This window comes from Telluria sp. PB2R4 (assembly GCF_059685695.1).
This window is the reverse complement of the sequence record NZ_JCASIC010000006.1, coordinates 47,375-64,643: the sequence shown is the minus strand read 5'-3', so window position 1 is coordinate 64,643 and position 17,269 is coordinate 47,375. Positions and strand designations below refer to the sequence as shown.

The 17,269-nt window shown below is 66.1% G+C and carries 16 protein-coding genes; 6 read left to right on the top strand and 10 right to left on the bottom strand.

Translation table 11 applies throughout. From position 1 onward, the window contains the following. Window positions 1–5: 5 nt before the first annotated feature. Window positions 6–1,193 (bottom strand): cytochrome c oxidase subunit II, encoded by a 1,188-nt coding sequence (gene coxB / locus AC56LU_RS11860; protein ID WP_497175804.1) that lies wholly within the window; start codon window positions 1,191–1,193, stop codon window positions 6–8. Window positions 1,194–1,500: 307 nt separating this feature from the next. Then, complete coding sequence (locus tag AC56LU_RS11855; RefSeq protein ID WP_497175803.1) at window positions 1,501–2,400, bottom strand: methyltransferase domain-containing protein; 900 nt, start codon at window positions 2,398–2,400, stop codon at window positions 1,501–1,503. Window positions 2,401–2,484: 84 nt separating this feature from the next. On the opposite strand from AC56LU_RS11855, the gene AC56LU_RS11850 reads away from it, so the two are divergent. The 5 genes from AC56LU_RS11850 to AC56LU_RS11830 all read left to right on the top strand — a co-directional run bounded on the left by AC56LU_RS11850 (window position 2,485) and on the right by AC56LU_RS11830 (window position 6,560). After that, on the top strand, window positions 2,485–3,222 hold the full coding sequence (locus tag AC56LU_RS11850) for a ComFC family protein (RefSeq protein ID WP_497175802.1): 738 nt from the start codon (window positions 2,485–2,487) through the stop codon (window positions 3,220–3,222). Window positions 3,223–3,255: 33 nt separating this feature from the next. Continuing rightward, entirely contained in the window at window positions 3,256–3,726 is a 471-nt protein-coding gene (gene trmL, locus AC56LU_RS11845) for a tRNA (uridine(34)/cytosine(34)/5-carboxymethylaminomethyluridine(34)-2'-O)-methyltransferase TrmL (protein WP_497175801.1), read from the top strand. Window positions 3,727–3,884: 158 nt separating this feature from the next. Beyond that, window positions 3,885–4,454 carry a PEP-CTERM sorting domain-containing protein gene (locus AC56LU_RS11840; protein ID WP_497175800.1) on the top strand — a complete coding sequence of 190 codons (570 nt, stop codon included), beginning with the start codon at window positions 3,885–3,887 and terminating at the stop codon, window positions 4,452–4,454. A gap of 80 nt (window positions 4,455–4,534) precedes the next feature. Beyond that, window positions 4,535–5,863 (top strand): TrkH family potassium uptake protein, encoded by a 1,329-nt coding sequence (locus AC56LU_RS11835; protein WP_497175799.1) that lies wholly within the window; start codon window positions 4,535–4,537, stop codon window positions 5,861–5,863. Beyond that, complete coding sequence (locus AC56LU_RS11830) at window positions 5,853–6,560, top strand: potassium channel family protein (protein ID WP_497175798.1); 708 nt, start codon at window positions 5,853–5,855, stop codon at window positions 6,558–6,560. Before AC56LU_RS11835 ends, AC56LU_RS11830 begins: the two co-directional genes overlap by 11 nt. Here the strand turns inward: AC56LU_RS11830 and AC56LU_RS11825 are convergent. Further along, a complete protein-coding gene (locus tag AC56LU_RS11825) occupies window positions 6,557–7,927 on the bottom strand; it encodes a DUF389 domain-containing protein (RefSeq protein ID WP_497175797.1) in 1,371 nt (456 codons plus the stop codon). The genes AC56LU_RS11830 and AC56LU_RS11825 overlap by 4 nt on opposite strands. A 316-nt stretch (window positions 7,928–8,243) precedes the next feature. On the opposite strand from AC56LU_RS11825, the gene AC56LU_RS11820 reads away from it, so the two are divergent. Then, complete coding sequence (locus AC56LU_RS11820) at window positions 8,244–9,362, top strand: mechanosensitive ion channel family protein (RefSeq protein ID WP_497175796.1); 1,119 nt, start codon at window positions 8,244–8,246, stop codon at window positions 9,360–9,362. A 27-nt stretch (window positions 9,363–9,389) separates the two neighbouring features. Here the strand turns inward: AC56LU_RS11820 and AC56LU_RS11815 are convergent, their stop codons facing one another. The 7 genes from AC56LU_RS11815 to AC56LU_RS11785 all read right to left on the bottom strand — a co-directional run bounded on the left by AC56LU_RS11815 (window position 9,390) and on the right by AC56LU_RS11785 (window position 17,265). Next, window positions 9,390–9,809 carry a YgiW/YdeI family stress tolerance OB fold protein gene (locus AC56LU_RS11815; protein WP_497175795.1) on the bottom strand — a complete coding sequence of 140 codons (420 nt, stop codon included), beginning with the start codon at window positions 9,807–9,809 and terminating at the stop codon, window positions 9,390–9,392. A 69-nt stretch (window positions 9,810–9,878) separates the two neighbouring features. Further along, a complete protein-coding gene (locus tag AC56LU_RS11810) occupies window positions 9,879–10,853 on the bottom strand; it encodes an IS1595 family transposase (protein WP_497175794.1) in 975 nt (324 codons plus the stop codon). Window positions 10,854–10,944: 91 nt separating this feature from the next. Beyond that, on the bottom strand, window positions 10,945–12,306 hold the full coding sequence (locus AC56LU_RS11805; RefSeq protein ID WP_497175793.1) for an ATP-binding protein: 1,362 nt from the start codon (window positions 12,304–12,306) through the stop codon (window positions 10,945–10,947). Further along, window positions 12,299–12,961, bottom strand: coding sequence for a response regulator transcription factor (locus tag AC56LU_RS11800; protein WP_497175792.1), 663 nt, complete (start codon window positions 12,959–12,961; stop codon window positions 12,299–12,301). Before AC56LU_RS11800 ends, AC56LU_RS11805 begins: the two co-directional genes overlap by 8 nt. Before the next feature lie 52 nt (window positions 12,962–13,013). After that, complete coding sequence (locus AC56LU_RS11795; protein ID WP_497175791.1) at window positions 13,014–15,764, bottom strand: hybrid sensor histidine kinase/response regulator; 2,751 nt, start codon at window positions 15,762–15,764, stop codon at window positions 13,014–13,016. Between the two features lie 171 nt (window positions 15,765–15,935). Then, window positions 15,936–16,778: a metallophosphoesterase gene (locus tag AC56LU_RS11790; protein WP_497175790.1), complete on the bottom strand. Its 843-nt coding sequence runs from the start codon at window positions 16,776–16,778 to the stop codon at window positions 15,936–15,938. A gap of 13 nt (window positions 16,779–16,791) precedes the next feature. Beyond that, window positions 16,792–17,265, bottom strand: coding sequence for an adenylyltransferase/cytidyltransferase family protein (locus AC56LU_RS11785; protein WP_497175789.1), 474 nt, complete (start codon window positions 17,263–17,265; stop codon window positions 16,792–16,794). Window positions 17,266–17,269: the final 4 nt, after the last annotated feature.

The window sequence follows — 17,269 nt, the reverse complement described above, 5'->3', positions numbered from 1 at the left end:
GCTAATCACTTGCTGCGTGCAGCCAGCACTTCGGCCGGTTGGACAATGTTTTCCGCAGCCTTGTTCGACCAGGTATTGCGGGTGTAGGTGATCACGGCGGCGATCTCGGTGTCGGACAGTTGCTTCCAGGCCGGCATCGCCGACGGGTAGGCCGGGGTATCCTGGCCGTTGAGCAGCACGTCGACGTTGTGCGCCTTGGCGCCGTTCACCACTTGCGAACCGTCCAGCGCGGCGAAGGCGTTCGGCACGCCCTTGCCGTTGGCCTGGTGGCAGGCCACGCAGTTGGCGTTGTAGACCTGCTCGCCGCGGGTCTTCAGTTCATCGATGGTCCAGACCTTGTTCGGGTCGTCGGCCAGGGCGGCCATTTTCTTCTTCTCGCCGGCGACCCAGGCAGTGTAGTCCTCGGCGGAGACGACGCGCACCACGATCGGCATGAAGGCGTGGTCCTTGCCGCACAGTTCGACGCAGTTGCCGCGGTAGACGCCGATCTTGTCGGCGGTGAACCAGCCGTCGCGCACGAAGCCCGGGATCGCATCCTGCTTGATGGCGAAGGCCGGGATGGTCCAGGCGTGGATCACGTCATTGGCGGTGAACACCATGCGGATCTTCTTGCCGACCGGGACAACCATCTCGTTGTCCACTTCCATCAGGTAGTTTTCGCCCTTGGTTTCGGTCGCTTCCTCGCCCGGCAGGCCGATCTGGGCGCGCGGGGTAGCCAGGTTCGACAGGAAGGAAATGCCTTCGCCTTCACCGTTCAGGTAGTCGTAACCCCACTTCCACTGCATGCCGGTGGCCTTGATGGTGATGTCGGCGTTCGAGGTGTCCTTCAGGGCGATCACGGTCTTGGTGGCCGGCAGGGCCATGCCGATGACGATCAGGAAGGGAACGACGGTCCAGGCGATCTCGACTGCGGTGGACTCGTGGAAGGTGGCGGGCTTGTGGCCGAGCGACTTGCGGTGCTTGAACACCGAGTAGAACATGACGCCGAACACGGCGACGAAGATCACCAGGCAGATGATCATCATCAAGTTGTGCAGATCGTAGATGTCGGTGCCGACGGTGTTCACCGGGGTCTGCATGTTCAACTGGTGTTCCACCGGCCGGCCCGTGATGTCCGGAGCCGCCCATGCTGGGATGCCGGCCGTTGCTGCGAGGCCGAACAGCATGGCCCCAAGTCGCGTTGCGTATGTCATGTTGTCCCCAACCACCCAAAATAAAATATTTTTAACGGTCGACAATTCCATGAACGAACTGCCGCCGCTCCGAAACATGTTCGCAGAACGGTTCATACCCTATCCGCGAACTGCGCTGCGGAAACGGTGGGGAACCTGCGCGCGGGCGGCGCCCGCGGCTCTGCTGATGCTGCAATTCATTCTCTTTTTGCGCCGGACTGCTGCTTTTTTCAGCGTTTTCCTCGTCCAAGCGACAAAAATAGCCACTGATTATAATCAAACCAGTAATTTTTATTCAAGGAAAATCGGGCGCTGTTGTTGCCACACGTTATTGAGGCTTGCGCGGCTGGAAACGCACGATCGCTTCTCCGGCAGCGGTGGTCTTCGGCGCCGGACGAAACGCGTGTCCGTAGATGACCTCGAAGCTCAGCGCGAGCTTGCCGTCCGGGCGGCGCTGGGCCTCGAAGGCATCCAGCATGCGCTGCCATGCCGCCCGCCCGACCAGCCCGCGCCGGCGCGTGGCCAGCGGGTTGCCGCCGAGCGCGCGCACGTCGGCCAGCAGTGCCGTTACCGTGTCGTAGGTGACGGTGATGCGCTCCATGTCCATGACCGGAGTGGAAAAGCCCGCCTCGACCAGCTGGTCGCCGAAGTCGTGCATGTCGACGAAAGGCAGCGTGTGCGGGGTGTCGTCCAGCGCGGCAAAGGCGGTGCGCAGCTCGGCAAAGGTGTCCGGGCCGAAGTTCGAGAACATCAGCAGGCCGTCGACCCGCAAGGTGCGGCGCCATTCGGCGAACACGCGGTCGGGCTGCGGATGCCAGTGCAGCGCCAGGTTCGACCACAGCAGGTCGAGCGAGTTCGTCCCAAACGGCAGGTTGCCGAAGTCGCCGCACAGGATGTCGACGCCGGCCTTGGCCGGCAGCAAACGGCTGAGCATCTGGTTCAGCGAACGCATCGCCGGCGCAGCCGACGGCTGGCTGGCCGCGCTCGCCATCGCGGGCGCGGCGTCGATGCCCAGGATCTGGGCTGCCGGATAGGTTTTCTGCAGCAGGGCCAGGTCTCTGCCTTCGCCGCAGCCGGCGTCGAGCACCTGTTTCGGGGCGATCTTCACGAGCTGCAGGCGCTCGTGCATGCGCTGGGCGATCTCGCGGCGCAGGAAGTCGGATGACTGGACGCGGCCGGGCTGGGCGAACAGGGAACGGACGCGCGCCTGATCGATCGGCGCGCTCATCCGGGAAGGTTGCGGTGAAGCCATGGTGATGAAACGGATGGTGAGATAATGGCGGAGTGTACATGCTCCCGTGGTTTCGCGTAGATGGCCCGCCCCTCCTCCTCGCTTTCCCGCTCCCTGCTCGATGCCCTGCTCCCTTCCAGCTGCGTGCTGTGCGGCGCCCTGGGCGCGGAAGCGGTCTGCCGGGCCTGTTCGCAGGCCTATGTGGGTGAGGTCCAGCCGCGCTGCTCCCGCTGCGCCAACCCGGCCGGCGCCGAGGACGGCGAACGACCTTGCGGCGCCTGCCTGGCCGATCCGCCGTCCTTCGAGGCCACCGTCACCGCCTGCGCCTATGCCGAGCCGGTCGACCGGCTGATCCTGCAGCTGAAGTTCGGCAGCCGGCTGGCTTTGGCGCCGTGGATGGCGGGCCGCTTGCGCGACGCAGTGCTGTCACGCACTGCGTCCCGGCGCCTGGCGTTGCCGGACCTGCTGTGCCCAGTGCCGCTGGGGCCGCGCCGCCTGGTAGAGCGCGGCTACAACCAGGCGCTCGAGATGGCCCGGCCGCTGTCCGCCGCGCTCGGCATCGCGCTGGCGCCGCGCCTGCTCGAACGGCGCGTGGAAACGGCCGCGCAGTCGGGCGTGGCGCCCGGCGAGCGCCGCCGCAACGTGCGCGGCGCCTTCGCCGTCGCCGGCAGCCAAGGGAGCTTGCAGGGACGGCACGTCGGCGTGGTCGACGACGTCATGACCAGCGGCCATACACTCGATGAAATTGCCGGCGTACTCAAGTGCGCCGGCGCGGCGCGCGTGACCAATTTCGTGTTCGCCCGCACGCCGCCCCACTGAACTGTCGTCACTGTAGTAAGAGAGGAGAACCCCTTGTTTCATGTCGTCCTGGTCGAACCGGAAATCCCGCCGAATACCGGCAACGTCATCCGCCTGTGCGCCAACACCGGCGTCCAGCTGCACCTGGTCGAGCCACTCGGCTTCCCGCTCGACGATGCCAAGATGCGGCGCGCCGGGCTGGACTACCACGACTACGCCTCCATGAAGGTGCACAAGAACTGGGAAGCGTATCTAACCGATGCCCAGCCCGACCCGGCGCGCATGTTCGCCCTGACCACCCATGGATCCTCGTCCTTCGCCGATGCGGCATTCAAACCGGGTGACGTGTTCGTGTTCGGCGCCGAATCGCGCGGCCTCGACCCAAGCCTGCGCGAAAGCTTCCCGCCCGCCCAGCGCATCCGCCTGCCGATGATGCCGGACAACCGCAGCCTGAACCTGTCCAACACGGTGGCGGTGGTCGTCTACGAGGCATGGCGCCAGAACGGCTACGCCGGCGGCGCCTGAATCCCATCCTCGGCATTCCTCACAGCAATGTTACTTATTGTCGCGCAGGCACGACACAAATTGGAAATTTCCACAAGTTAGCGCGACAGTATCCGGCGAACAGGAGTAGGCTGATTATGTGTCCCGATCGGAATTTCCTGTTTTGCCCGAGGTTTCAAATGAAGAAGTTTCTCTCTACCGGCGCCCTGCTTCTGTGCTGCAGCGCCGCCCACGCCGCACCTGGCTCCCCTTCCTCCGATACCATTTCCTGGGGTTTTTCCTTCACCGGCTTCTACGACAGTGTGTCGAACAGCTTCCTGCCCGAGGAAATCATTTCCGGCTCCTTCCGCGGCAATGACCTCGACAGCGACGGCCTGCTCGAAAAAGATGAGCTGCTGAGCCTGGTCGTTGGTGAGCTCGACTACGTAGCCTGCGCCGCCGCCAGCAACGCCTATTACACCTGCGGCGCAAGCGGCTTTTCGTTCTCCCGGGATGCGGGCCTGCACTTCAGCGTCGGCAGCTACGGCAGCGACCCCGAAGGCTGGGTCGGCGGCGGCCGCTTGATCACCACCGGCGACCAGCACTATGCCTACGAGTTCAACCCCGGCATGACCACCGAGCGCCACCTGTACTGGACCAGCGACACCCAGCTGAACATCATGTCGCAGGCGCCCGAACCGCACACCTGGGCGATGCTGGTTGCCGGCCTGCTCGGGGTGGGCTGGCGTGCGCGCCGTACCCGGCAGTAGAAGGATGTGCTAGGGTTCGGGTTCACCATGAACCCACGAACCGACATCGCAGTACTGCGCGCCCCACGCCGGATGCGCGCATGAAGACACTGATCCATCCCGCCCGGGCGGTCGCCCTGGCCTTCCTGCTGGCGATCCTGGCCGGCACGCTGCTGCTCACGCTGCCGGCCGCGCGCGCCGACGGGCTGCCGGCGCCGCTGCTGGTCGCTTTCTTCACCGCGGTGTCGGCGGTGTGCGTGACCGGCATGGCCATCGTCGATACCGGCAGCTACTGGTCCGGCTTCGGCCAGGCCATCATCATGCTCCTGTTCCAGCTCGGCGGATTCGGCCTGATGACGGCCGCGACGCTGCTCGGGCTGATGGTCAACCGTTCGCCGCGCCTGCGCACCCGCATGATGACCCAGACCGAAACCCGCCTGCTCGGGCTCGGCGACATCTCGAGCGTGGCGAAGATCGTGTTCAAGGTGGCCCTGGCCTGCCAGCTCCTTTTGTTCGCAGTCCTGACGCTCAGACTGCACCTGGGCCATGGTCTCGACTGGGGCGATGCCGCGTGGAGCGGGCTGTTCCATGCTGCGTCCAGCTTCAACAATGCCGGCTTCTCGACCCATGCTGACAGCCTGGTGCGCTACGCCGGCGACGCCTGGATCCTGGTGCCGGTCATGTTCGCCATCGTCATCGGCGGCATCGGCTTCCCGGTGCTGCACGACCTGCGCCACCGCTTCCGCGACCCGCGCCACTGGTCGCTGCACACCAAGCTGACCCTGGCCGGGACGCTCATCCTGCTGCTGGGCGGCTTCGTCGCGGTGGTCGCGCTGGAATGGAACAATCCACGCACCCTGGGCCCGTTCTCCATGCTGGATAAACTCTTGAACAGCATGTTCATATCGGTGGCCGCGCGCACCGCCGGCTTCAATACGGTCGATATCGGCGCCTTGACGCAAGAGACCTGGGCCGTGCACTATCTGTTGATGTTCATCGGCGGCGGCAGCGGCGGCACCGCGGGCGGCGTCAAGGTCGGCACCATCGCCGTGCTGGCCCTGCTGGTCATCGCGGAAGCGAAAGGCCACCCCGATTCAGAGGCTTTCGGGCGGCGCGTCGGCGCCTCGGTCCAGCGCCAGGCCATCACGGTGCTGGTCCTGGGCAGCATCATCGTGGCGCTGTCCACCGTGGTCCTGCTGCGCATGACCGACCTGCCGATCGGCCGCGTCATTTTTGAAGTGATCGCGGCCTTCGGCAGTACCGGCCTGTCGACCGGCATCACGGCCGACCTGCCCGCCGAAGGCCAATTGCTCCTGACCCTGCTGATGTTCGTCGGCCGGGTTGGCACCATTACCCTGGCCACCTCGCTCGTGCTGGGGGAACGCCGCATGCCTTATCGTTATCCGGAGGAACATCCAATTGTTGGGTAGGATTTTTACTGAGCAGTTCGCCTTTTCGGCGAGCGACAGCGTGGTCGTGATCGGCCTCGGACGCTTCGGCGGCGCCGTGGCCCAGTCGCTGATGCGCATGGGCCATGACGTCATGGGCATCGACAACAAGGACGACCTGGTGCAATTCTGGGGCGACCGCCTGACCCATGCCGTGCAGGCCGACTCGACCAACGAGAACATCATGCTGCAGCTGGGCGTGGCCGATTTCTCCCATGCCATCGTCGCGATCGGCTCGAACCTGGCCGCCAGCCTGATGACCCTGATGGTGCTGACCGAGCTCGGCATCAAGGATATCTGGGTCAAGGCGCAGACCCCGGAGCATGGCCAGATCGCCCAGCGCATCGGGGCGCACCACGTGATCTTCCCCGAGGCGGACATGGGCGCGCGCGTGGCGCACCTGATCACGGGCCGCATGATGGACTTCATCGAATTCGAAGATGGCTTCGCCATCGCGAAGATCCGGGCGCCGGCCCATACCCATGGCCTGACGCTGGCCGAGTCGCATGTGCGCTCGCGCTTCGGCGTCACGGTCGTGGGCATCAAACGTGCGAACGAGGATTTCGAGCATGCGCTTCCCGAGACGCGGGTGCTGCCGGCCGACCTGCTGATCGTCTCCGGCCCGACCAAGAAGATCGAAGTCTTCGCCGGCGGCAAGGACAAGGAAAAGCGCCGCTAGCGCCGGCGCGGCGGCGGCAGCAGCACCAGGCGCGCGCCCGGTGACTTGGTGCGGGTGACCAGCCAGGCCTGCGCCCGCTCGACATCCGCCTTCCCGAGCGCGCGCCTGCAGCTGGCCGTGAGGGTCGGCACGTCGGCCATCTTTCCGTCCGCGCCCGCCACCAGGGTCACGCCCATCAGCACTTCCGCGCAATCCGGATGCTGGGCGACGAATTCGGCGCCGACGTCGGCGGCGATCTCGCGCCAGGCATCGCGCCGCGCCAGCTCCTGGCGCAACCCGGCAATGGTGGCGTCGCGCTCGCGCAGGCCTTCCTGGGTGTCGCGGTAGATCTCGGCCAGGATGTCGGCCTTCAGCACGCCGACGTCGACCCGGCTGTCCTCGGCCTGGTGTACCACCAGCGAACTGCCCTCCAGTCCGGCCTGGGGGAGCCGCTTCTCGATGGCCTGGATCGCCGCGGCCGGCATGCGCGGGCCGATCAGGGTCAGCTCGATCTTGCGCTGCAAGGGACTCAGGCGGGTGTCGACCACGTGCGTGGGGCCACCGCCGAACTCCTCGCGCACGAACTGGCGCGCGCGCTTGCCGAACACCTCGTTGTCCACCAGCTGGATCGCCAGGTAGATGCTGGGAAGACCGGTCAGCAGGACGACAACGAGCAAGGTACGCTTGACGCGGCGCTCGACACTGCCGTCGACGAACTTGCGGTGCGGCAGGCGCAGGTATTCGATGACGATCACGGTCGAGACCGCGATGAAGACGCAGTTGATCGAGAACAGGTAGAAGGCCCCGCCGAACACCGCCCAATCGCCATTGGCCAGGCCGTAGCCGGCCGTGCACAACGGCGGCATCAGCGCGGTGGCGATCGCCACACCGGGAATCACGTTCGATTTTTCGCGCCGCGTCATGCCGATGATGCCGGCCAGGCCGCCGGCCAGCGCGATCAGCACGTCCCACAGGGTCGGGGTGGTCCGCGCCAGCAGCTCGGACTGCGCCTCGTCGAGCGGCGTGACCAGGAAATACAGGGTCGAGGTCGCCAGGCTGATGAGGGCGGCGATCCCGAGGTTGGCCAGCGAGCGCCGGATCAGCGGGAAGTCATAGATGCCGATGCCGTAGCCGATCCCGACGATCGGGCCCATCAGCGGCGAAATCAGCATCGCCCCGATGATCACGGCCGGCGAATTGATGTTCAGGCCGATCGACGCGACCAGGATCGCGAACATCAGGATCCAGGGCGTGGCGCCGCGCAGCTCGACGCCGGAGCGCAGGCTGCTGTCGATGACGTCGTCGTCGGCCTTGTCCAGCAGCAGACTGAAGCGGTGGGTAACGCGCCCCGCTGTCTGGGGCGCGAACATGTTGTCGGATTCACTCATGGCTTGGTCTTTTCGGCACGGCGCTTGCGCGCCTCGGGCGCGGACATGATACCAGCACAGTCCGGCTTTCCGCGCTGTTGCCTTTCGAGTTGGAACATACATTTGTTCAAATGTATTATTTCGGGTACACTGAATGCTCGACACATTTCAGTTCTGCGCCGGTGTCCCGGTGCTCTCCTCCTTCCCGGCCATCGCTCATGAGGGCGAACCGCTCTCCGCCGACCGCGACAGCACTGCAACCGACGCATCGCGCGTGCGCCGCACCGTGCCGGGCTTGTGGCAACCTGAACAAGAATCGCGCATGGAAAGGAAAGCTATGAATTATGTTTTTTGGGGCAACGACCTGCTCACCTGGTCGATTGCCGCCGGCATCGCCCTCGCCACCTGCGTGGTCTTGTACGCGGCTAACAAGCTGATCGTCCGGCGCCTGCAAAAAATCGCCTCGCACACCGCGACCTGGGTCGACGACCTCGCCATCCGCGTGCTGTCGGCCACCAACCTGCTGTTCATCCTGGTGATGGGCATCTACGCCGGGTCGCAGTGGCTGACGCTGCCGGCCAAGAACACGACCCTCCTGTCGCACCTGGCGGTGGGCGCATTCCTGCTGCAGGTGGCGCGCTGGGGTGACGTCGCCGTGCATGGCTGGCTGCATTACTACCGCACGCGGCGTACCAGCGGGGATGCCGCGGCCACTACCTCCACCGCCGCGCTCGGTTTCGTTGCACGCACCGTGATCTGGGCCGTGATCATCCTGATGATCCTGGATAACTTCGGGGTCAATATCACCACGCTGGTGGCCAGCCTCGGCATCGGCGGTATCGCCGTGGCATTGGCGCTGCAGAACGTCCTGGGTGACCTGTTTTCGTCGCTGTCGATCGTGCTCGACAAGCCTTTCGTGGTGGGCGATTTCATCTCGGTGGACGACTTCTCGGGTACCGTCGAGTACGTTGGCCTGAAGACGACCCGCATCCGCGGACTGGGCGGCGAGCAGATCGTGTTCTCGAACAGCGACCTGTTGCAGAGCCGGATCCGCAACTTCAAGCGCATGCAGACCCGCCGCATCGTGTTCGGCATCGGCGTCACCTACGAGATCAGCAAGGCGCAGCTGCGCGCCATTCCCGGCATCCTGCGCGAGGCGGTCGAAGCGCAGCCCGACGTGAAATTCGACCGCGCCCACTTCAAGTCGTATGGCGCTTCTTCGATCGACTTCGAGGTCGTCTACATCGTGCAAAAGCCGGATTACAGTGTCTACATGGACATCCAGCAGGCGATCAATTTCGCCCTGTTCGACCGCTTCGAGCAGGAAGGCATCGAGTTTGCCTACCCGACCCAGACCATCCACCTGGCCAACCCGGAAATCCGGCTGACGGGCCTGGAAGCGGCAAACCGACCGGCGGGCGTGCGCCACGCCGAAGGCCCCCACAGGGCGGCGTGATGCGGGCGCCGCCCGGGGCCAGGACGTTTATTTGCCGACGAGCTTGAGCTGCTTGACCTCGAAGCTCGCGTCGCCGAAGGTTTCCTTCTCGTATTCCCCGCTCAGCTCGACCAGCGTGTTCTGGTCGATGCTGCTGCCTGCCGGGAACAGCTTGGCGTCGATCTCGACCGTCAGCTTGCCGCTCTGGTCGGCGAACACGTAGTCTTCCCCGCCCTTGTGGCTGACCAGCCTGCCCTGCAGGCGCGCGTGCTGCTCGTCCTTGCCCTTGTCGAGTAAGTCCTTGGCCGTCATCAGCGGGACGCTCGATGGCCCGGTGTAGGCGCCGGGCGCTGCCTTGGCACTCGGCGCCGCTGTGCTCGGCCCCGTATAGCCGGCCGGCTGGCCGACGGCGAATGCCGATGCGGCCAGCAGGCCGGTGATGCAGGAAATGTGAAGAATGCGTTTCATGGTCGCTCCTGGTTGATGGGACACAGGCGCATTGGACCGGGCGAACATTAACCGTATCTTAAGGCGCTGTCACCGTTTTATGTTGATGACGTCGATTGCGATGCGCAGCCATTGTTCGACAGAAGTGGCCCTCTCTCCATCAAGTGCCCGATGCCAGCCCAGGTAGTTCGGCAGGTAGCGTGAAGCCACGCCATGAAACCGGAGCAGCCATTGGTGCAAGCGCTGGTGGTAGGCATTGACGCTCTGCACATGGATTGCGCCGGCAGCGCCGTGACGTACCCGCTGCCCTGCCCGCAGGTTGACCGCCTGGTGAGCGATGCCATGTTTGCGTGAAAATGCGCGGTAAGCCGCATTCGAATCGCTGACCAGGAGCACGTGATCATCCAACCTGGGCAACAGATGGCGCTCCAGTTGCGCCATTTTGAGAGCGCCGCGGCCGACCAGTGCACCGATCGTCTGCCTGCTGCGGTCGCGTGCCACCAGGATGCAGTCGAGTTCGTTCGAGATGCCGCGTTTTCTTGCACTGCCACCCCGTTTGCGCGGCGTCCGGTCCAGCTTGCGTGAACCCTTTTGCGATTCCAGGATGAACATCTCGTCGGCCTCGACAATGCCGTGCAGGCGCTGCGGCAGGTCGTGCTTGACCCGGTCGAGGAAACGGTGGCGCCAGCGAAAGGCGGTGTTGCGGTGAACGCCGGTGTCAACGGCGGCGGTGCGCACCGGCTTCGATTCGCGCAGCGCACTGAGATAATCGAGCCATTTCTCGCGCAGGCGCAGCCGCGCCAGCGGTGTGCCGCTCAGATCGTTGAAGGTGCGCCCGCAGTCACGGCAGCGGTAGCGCTGCAGGTTATTGGCCTGGCCATGGCGGTAATGGCGGGCGCTAGTGCAACGCGGGCAGCGGCGCGCCACTGCGCCGATTTGCCCGATGAGCGCGATTACCTGGTCGAGACCGGCGGCCGGATGCAGGGCGGCCAGTGTTTGCAGGCGCTGCGGCTGGTTGAGCGCAGGCAGTCGTGCGAACCATTTCTTGAAACTGGGTGCTTTCATGGCCGGCTCCCGTCGATGCAGACGGGTGTTCGACCGTTAAGGAGCTCAGCAGTTCAATCCTCATCCATAGCTAAAGGTGACAGCGCTTATCTTAAAGCTCGGTGGCAGGCCAGTCGAGCGTCACCCCCAGCCCGCGTCCGTCGAGGCCGGGACCGAAGCCGAGCGTCACGCCGTGCAGGTCGGCGATGCGCCGGACGATCGACAGGCCGAGCCCGCTTCCATCTGCCTCCTGCCCCAGCACGCGGAAAAACCGCTCGCTCAGGCGCCGCAGGCTGGCGGCATCGACGCCGGGGCCGTCGTCGCGCACGCTGATCCTGGCGCGCCCGCCGTGGCAGCGGGCCGCGAGCTCGACCCGGCTGCCGGCCGGGCAATAGCGCAGGGCATTGGCGAGCAAGTTGCGCAGCACGATGCCCAGCATCTGCGGGTCCGCGCGGACGCTCTCGATGTCGCTGCGCAGGCTCAGGGCGATGCCGCGCTGCGCCGCTTCGTCGGCATGCTCGGCCGCCAGCGCATCGAACAGGGGCCGCAGCGCGACCGGCTGGCCGGCCAGTTGCGCGCTGGCGAGCGGATCGAGGCGCGCCAGGGTGAGCAGGCTGTCGACCAGGGCCGTCAGGCGCGCCACATCCTGGCGCAGTTTCTGGAAAGGCGCCGCCAGCGCCGGATGCTGGCGTTGCAGCAGTTGCACGTGCATGTGCAGGCCCGCCAGCGGGGTGCGCAACTCATGGGCCGCATCGGCGGTGAAGCGGCGCTCGGCCTGCAGCGCCGCCTCCAGGCGCGCCAGTACACCGTTCAGGGCGCCGACGATCGGCAGCAGCTCGCGCGGCTGCCCGGTATCGGCCACCTGGGCCAGGTCGTCGGGCGTCTTGGCCGCGATCGCGGCGGCCGTGCGCCGCAGCGGCGCCAGCACGCGTCCGGTCAGCCACCAGCAGACCAGCGTCAATAGCAGCAGGAAGCCCAGCACCGGCAGCCACAGGGCTTCGCCCAGCTCTTCCAGGATATCGAAGCGCTTGTCGGCGCGCTGGCCCACCTGCACTTCGAAGCGGCGCGCCTCGTCGCGCACCACGAAGACGCGCCAATGGTCGCCATCCACGCGCAGGTCGGCGAAGCCGTGGTCGTCGTCGAAACCGCCGACGAAGGGCCGGGCCGGCGCGTCGGCGCTGCGCTGGACCACCTGGCCGCCGGCGACGACCTGGTATTGCATGTCGACCCGGCGCATCCCGTCGCCATCCGGCGGCGGCAGCGGCGCCAGCAGGCCGCGCGCATCGAGGTCGGTGGTGGCCCCCATCAGCATATAGGCCGACTCTTCGAGCGCGTCGTCGAACACCTCGCCGGTTTCGCGCCAGGCGATCGCGGTCAGCGTGGCGAGGCTGGCCAGCCACAGCACGGTACTGGCGGCCAGGATCGCGGCCAGCAGGCGCCGCCGCAGCGACCAGGCGCCGGCCGGGCTAGGCATCTTCCTTCATGCGGTAGCCGAGCCCGCGGACGGTGACGATGCTGTCGCTGCCGAATTTCTTGCGCAGGTTGTGGATGTAGACCTCGATGGCATTGCTCTCGACCTCTTCGCCCCAGCCATACAGGTTTTCCTCGATCTGGGCGCGGGTGACGATGCCGTGCTTGCGCTGCAGCAGTGCGGCCAGCACATGGTATTCGCGCGCCGTGAGCGCCACCGGCTGGCCGTGCAGGCTGGCCTGCCGCGTTTCCAGGTCGAGTGTGATGCCGGCATGCGCCAGCAGGTTGCTGGCCTGGCTGGCGCCGCGCCGCACCGCGGCCCGGATGCGCGCCGACATCTCCTCGAGCTCGAAAGGCTTGACCAGGTAATCGTCGGCGCCGAGGTCCAGCCCCCCGACCCGGTCGGACAGCGTATTGAAGGCGGTGATCATGATGACCGGCACGGTGTTGCGGGCCGCGCGCAAGGCGCCCAGCAAGGCGTCGCCCGACAGACCCGGCAGCCCGCGATCGAGCAGCACGCAATCGTAGCGGTGGGTCGCCAGCGCGGTTTGCGCCGAATCGCCACGGCGTACCCAGTCGACCGCATGCCCGTCCAGGCGCAGCCAGGACTGGATGGTGTCGCCGAGGGAGGCGTCGTCTTCGGCCAGCAGGATGCGCATCAGGGCTTGCTCGTTGTGTAGATGTCCGCAATATTGCCACGGAGCCGGCGATTCACTGCGCCCGGCGCGCGTCGATCAGGGCGCGCACCTTGTAGGTCAGCGCGGCGATCTCGAACGGCTTCGTGATCAATTCCATGCCTGGCGCCAGCTTGCCGTCACCGACGGCCGCCGTATCGGCATAGCCGGTCACGAACAACACCTTGAGGCCGGGACGCTGCAACCTGGCAGCATCGGCCACCTGGCGACCATTCAGCCCCCCGGGCAGGCCCACATCCGTCACCAGGAGATCCACCCGCGCGTCCGAGTTCAGTATCTGCAGGCCGGTCGGGCCATCGCGCGCCGTGAGCACGCGGTAGCCGGCGTCGCGCAGCACTTCTTCGACGATGTCGCGCAGCGCGTGCTCGTCTTCGATGAGGACGATCGTCTCGCCATGGCCCGAACTGACCGGCACAGGGTCGACGGCCGCCTCGGCCTGGTCCGCACCGGAATGGCGCGGCATGTACAGGCACATGCTGGTGCCGCGACCGACTTCCGACCTGACGCGCACTTGTCCGCCCGACTGGTGCACGAAGCCGTAGACCATCGACAGTCCCAGGCCCGTGCCTTCGCCCAGGGGCTTGGTGGTGTAGAAGGGATCGAAGATGCGCGCCACCACCTCGGGCGGCATGCCGGTGCCGGTATCGGAGACGCGCAGCGAGATGTACTGTCCGGGCGCCATGTCCTGTTCCTCGGCATGCGCGTCGATCCAGCGGTTGGACGTAACAAGTGTCAGCTTTCCCCCACTGGGCATCATCGCATCGCGCGCGTTGATGCACAGGTTGAGCAACGCGTTTTCAAGCTGGGACGGATCGACCCTGGTCAGCCAGAGATCGGGCGCGCCGACCACCTCCAGTTCGACCATGGGCCCGACCGAGTGGCGCACCAGCTCGTCCATGCCTGCGATCAGGCGATTGACGTCGACCGGCTTGGGATCGAGCGTCTGGCGGCGCGAGAACGCCAGCAGCCGCTGGGTCAGCGAAGCGGCGCGGCGTATGGAGGATTCACCGACTTCGATATATCGGTCCAGCCCACCGAACTGGCCACGCTGCAGCTTGAGTTTCAGGACCTGCAGGGCGCCGCTGATCGAGGCGAGCAGGTTATTGAAGTCGTGCGCCAGGCCGCCCGTGAGCTGGCCTACCGCCTCCATCTTCTGCGACTGGCGCAGGGATTGCTGGGCCTGTTCGAGTTCGGCCTCGCGCGCCTTGTTCACGCTGAGGTCGCGTCCGACGGCGACGAAATTCTCGCCATCGCGTTCCGGCGTGACGGTCCATTCGATGTACTTCCAGCCGCCTGCGCTGGTGGCGATCCGGTTTTCGAAACGGGCCGGCTGGTGCGTCTCGGCCATGCGCCCGATCGCTTCCAGGGTAGCCGGCATGTCGTCCGGATGCATGAAGCTCGCGTAGGGACGCGCCAGCAGTTCGGCTTCGCTCCATCCCAGCACCTGGGTCCATGCCGGGCTGACCGCCGACATGCCGCCCTCGAAGTTTGCCCGCGCCAGCATGTCCTGCGACAGCGTCCAGAGCTGGTCGCGCTCGGCGGTCCTGGCGGCCAGCTCGGCCTCGCGCTCCTTGTCGGCCGTGATATCGCGGCCGGTGGCATAGGTGATGTCGCCGGCGGGCACCGCCACCCAGGAGATCCAGCGCACCGAACCGTCCTTGTGCCGGTAGCGGTTCTCGATCGCCGGGCGGCCGCCCGCCGCCGCGGTCTCGTAGGCCTCGACCGTCGTGGCGTGGTCGGCCGGCACCACGAACTCGTTCACGTGCCGACCGACCAGCTCGTCCGATGCATAGCCGAGGATATACGTCCACGCCGGATTCACCCGCCTGAAATAGCCCTGGAAATCGATGATGAGCATGAGATAAGGCGAGGTGTCCCACATCCGGTCGCGCTCGGCCGTACGTTCGACGACCTGATGCTCCAGAGTCTCGTTCAACTCGTGCAGCCTGCGTTCCGCCCGCTTGCGCGCGCTGACGTCCTGGAAAATGATCGCTAGCTGTTGCTTGGAAGCGGGCTCGATGCGCGTGCACGCCACTTCCAGGTGCCGGTCGGTGGCTTCGAGCGCGCGTTCGAAACGGACCGGCTCGCCCGTTTCAAGCACTTTCCGGAAGATCGCGACCCAGGCATCGGCCTCGCCCTCGGTCAGCTTTTCACGCGCGGTCTTGCCGACGATGTCGGAAATCCCGGCGTGGCGCAGGTAGGCCGGATTCGCTTCCAGGTGCACGTAGTCAGACAGCGGACCGTGTGGCCCGTCAATGAACTGCACGACGCAGAAGCCCTCGTCGATGGAATCGAACAGGGTGCGATAGCGCGCCTCGCGCTCGCTCAGCCTGTTTTTGGTTTGGCGCCAATCGGTGACGTCGATCGACACACCCGTCATCTTGAGCGGCGCACCATTTCTTGCACGGTCGAGCTGCCCGCGAACGGCGACGCAGCGCACGCCGCCCCCCGGCGTCACGATCCGGTACTCGATGTCGTAGTCCGCCCCAGTAGCGATGCTGTGCTCGACGGCTTCGGCCATCCGCGCCCTATCGTCGGGGTGGACAGCGTCGCGCAGTTCGGCATAGGTGAAAGGCGCGTCCGGATCGCGGCCGAAATTAAGACGGCAGATCGCCGAGCTCGTGAGCTCACCCGTCGCCAGATCCAGGCTCCAGATGCCGAGACGTCCGGCCTTGACGGCGAAGTGCAGCTCGCGCTCGCTCGCTGCAAGGGGGATTTCGGCCGTGCGGGCTGTTTCCGTCGCAGACGCTTCAGGTCCAGAACGCATGAGGGCCCTTATGCATGAGTTGGGATTGTCGGCTTGAAGCGTCGATGGAAAGGAAACTGGAAGGCATGGCTCAATCGGTGTAGTGTGACCGAACCATAGCATATTTGACGAATATAACGATACGGACGTCCCCTCCCTCCCGGCATCGTGACGTGGAGTGATGGGGCGGTCTTAGTCTGGCATAGAGGGTTTTTCCTTCAACATCTGCGCCACCATGGGCGCGGTCGACGCGTCCCAATTCACGATCACCCGTTGCGGACAGCGGCCAAACAGCGTGGCCAGGTCGCCATCCTGCCAGCGGTGCAGCGCGAAGGCCGGCTCGCCCTGCTCCACCAGTGGCCGGCCGTCGGGCTGCGCGGCGTCCATGGGCGCGAATGCCAGGCTGAGGTCCGAGGACGATGAGGGACAGGTCACGACCGTCCGCCCCTTCCAGCGGAACAGGCCGCCCAGGTGGACGTGGCCGCTGCAGATGCCCGCAAGCGTCGCTCCCTGCAGGGCGCCACCGAGGCGGGCAATCCATTCCTGCCCCGCTCCCGGGTCGATCCAGGGGATGCCGACATCGACGGGCGGGTGGTGCAGGAAGACCAGCACGGGCGCCGCGCCGATGTCGTCCAGGGTCGCGCGCAGCCACTGCGCACGCGCTTCGCAGAAGGCGCCGCCATTGCGTCCTGCCTCGACGCTGTCGAGGACCAGCACCTGGAGTCCGCCGACGGCGCTGCGTCCCTGCACGAAATCGCCGGCAAAATGGCTGTCGCCGAACACGGCGCGAAAATGCCTGCGATCGTCGTGGTTGCCCAGCGCCAGGCGCACCGGCCCCGGCCAGTGCGCCAGTGCCGCCTCCAGGTGCCGGTAGCTCGCCTCGGCCCCGTCGTCGGCCAGGTCGCCGCTGAGCACCAGCAGCGCGGGCCGGGGCCGGAGCGACAGCAGGTGATCGAGCACGCGATGGAAGCGCGCCAGGTTCGGATGGGCCGGGTCGGCATGCAGGTGCAGGTCGGTGACTTGAGCGATCAGCATGCCGTCCCCCTGTTCAGCCCCGGATGCGGGCCACCAGCCTGGTGGTCGAGCGGTCATGCTCGAAGTCGATCGCCACCGCGCGTCCGCCGTAGGCCAGCACCGCCTGCCCTTCCGGGATCTGCGTCATGTCGTAGTCGCCGCCCTTGGCGTAGATCTCGGGTTTTGCTTCCAGCACCACTTCGAGCGCGGTGTCCTCGTCGAAGTCGACCACCAGGCTGACCGATTCCAGCGCCGCCAGCACCGCCATGCGGTCGGCCAGGGTATTGTGCGGGCGGTCGTCGCCCTTGCCCAGGCGTTTCACGGACGCGTCGGTATTGGCCGCCACCACCAGCGCGCCGCCCAGCTCGCGCGCCTGGGCGAGATAGGTCACGTGGCCGCGGTGCAGGATGTCGAACACGCCGTTGGTCAGCACCACCGGCTTGGGCAATGCGGCGATACGCTGCGCCAGTTCGGCGCGCGTGCAGATCTTGTTTTCGAATGCAGGCATACGG

Coding starts and splice junctions, on each gene's coding strand:
- AC56LU_RS11810 (WP_497175794.1), bottom strand. CDS start 10,853: ATGAAAGCACCCAGTTTCAAGAAATGGTTCGCACGACTGCCTGCGCTC.
- AC56LU_RS11820 (WP_497175796.1), top strand. CDS start 8,244: ATGAATTATGTTTTTTGGGGCAACGACCTGCTCACCTGGTCGATTGCC.
- AC56LU_RS11855 (WP_497175803.1), bottom strand. CDS start 2,400: ATGAGCGCGCCGATCGATCAGGCGCGCGTCCGTTCCCTGTTCGCCCAG.
- AC56LU_RS11795 (WP_497175791.1), bottom strand. CDS start 15,764: ATGCGTTCTGGACCTGAAGCGTCTGCGACGGAAACAGCCCGCACGGCC.
- AC56LU_RS11850 (WP_497175802.1), top strand. CDS start 2,485: ATGGCCCGCCCCTCCTCCTCGCTTTCCCGCTCCCTGCTCGATGCCCTG.
- AC56LU_RS11800 (WP_497175792.1), bottom strand. CDS start 12,961: ATGCGCATCCTGCTGGCCGAAGACGACGCCTCCCTCGGCGACACCATC.
- AC56LU_RS11835 (WP_497175799.1), top strand. CDS start 4,535: ATGAAGACACTGATCCATCCCGCCCGGGCGGTCGCCCTGGCCTTCCTG.
- AC56LU_RS11790 (WP_497175790.1), bottom strand. CDS start 16,778: ATGCTGATCGCTCAAGTCACCGACCTGCACCTGCATGCCGACCCGGCC.
- coxB (WP_497175804.1), bottom strand. CDS start 1,193: ATGACATACGCAACGCGACTTGGGGCCATGCTGTTCGGCCTCGCAGCA.
- AC56LU_RS11805 (WP_497175793.1), bottom strand. CDS start 12,306: ATGCCTAGCCCGGCCGGCGCCTGGTCGCTGCGGCGGCGCCTGCTGGCC.
- AC56LU_RS11815 (WP_497175795.1), bottom strand. CDS start 9,809: ATGAAACGCATTCTTCACATTTCCTGCATCACCGGCCTGCTGGCCGCA.
- AC56LU_RS11785 (WP_497175789.1), bottom strand. CDS start 17,265: ATGCCTGCATTCGAAAACAAGATCTGCACGCGCGCCGAACTGGCGCAG.
- AC56LU_RS11840 (WP_497175800.1), top strand. CDS start 3,885: ATGAAGAAGTTTCTCTCTACCGGCGCCCTGCTTCTGTGCTGCAGCGCC.
- AC56LU_RS11825 (WP_497175797.1), bottom strand. CDS start 7,927: ATGAGTGAATCCGACAACATGTTCGCGCCCCAGACAGCGGGGCGCGTT.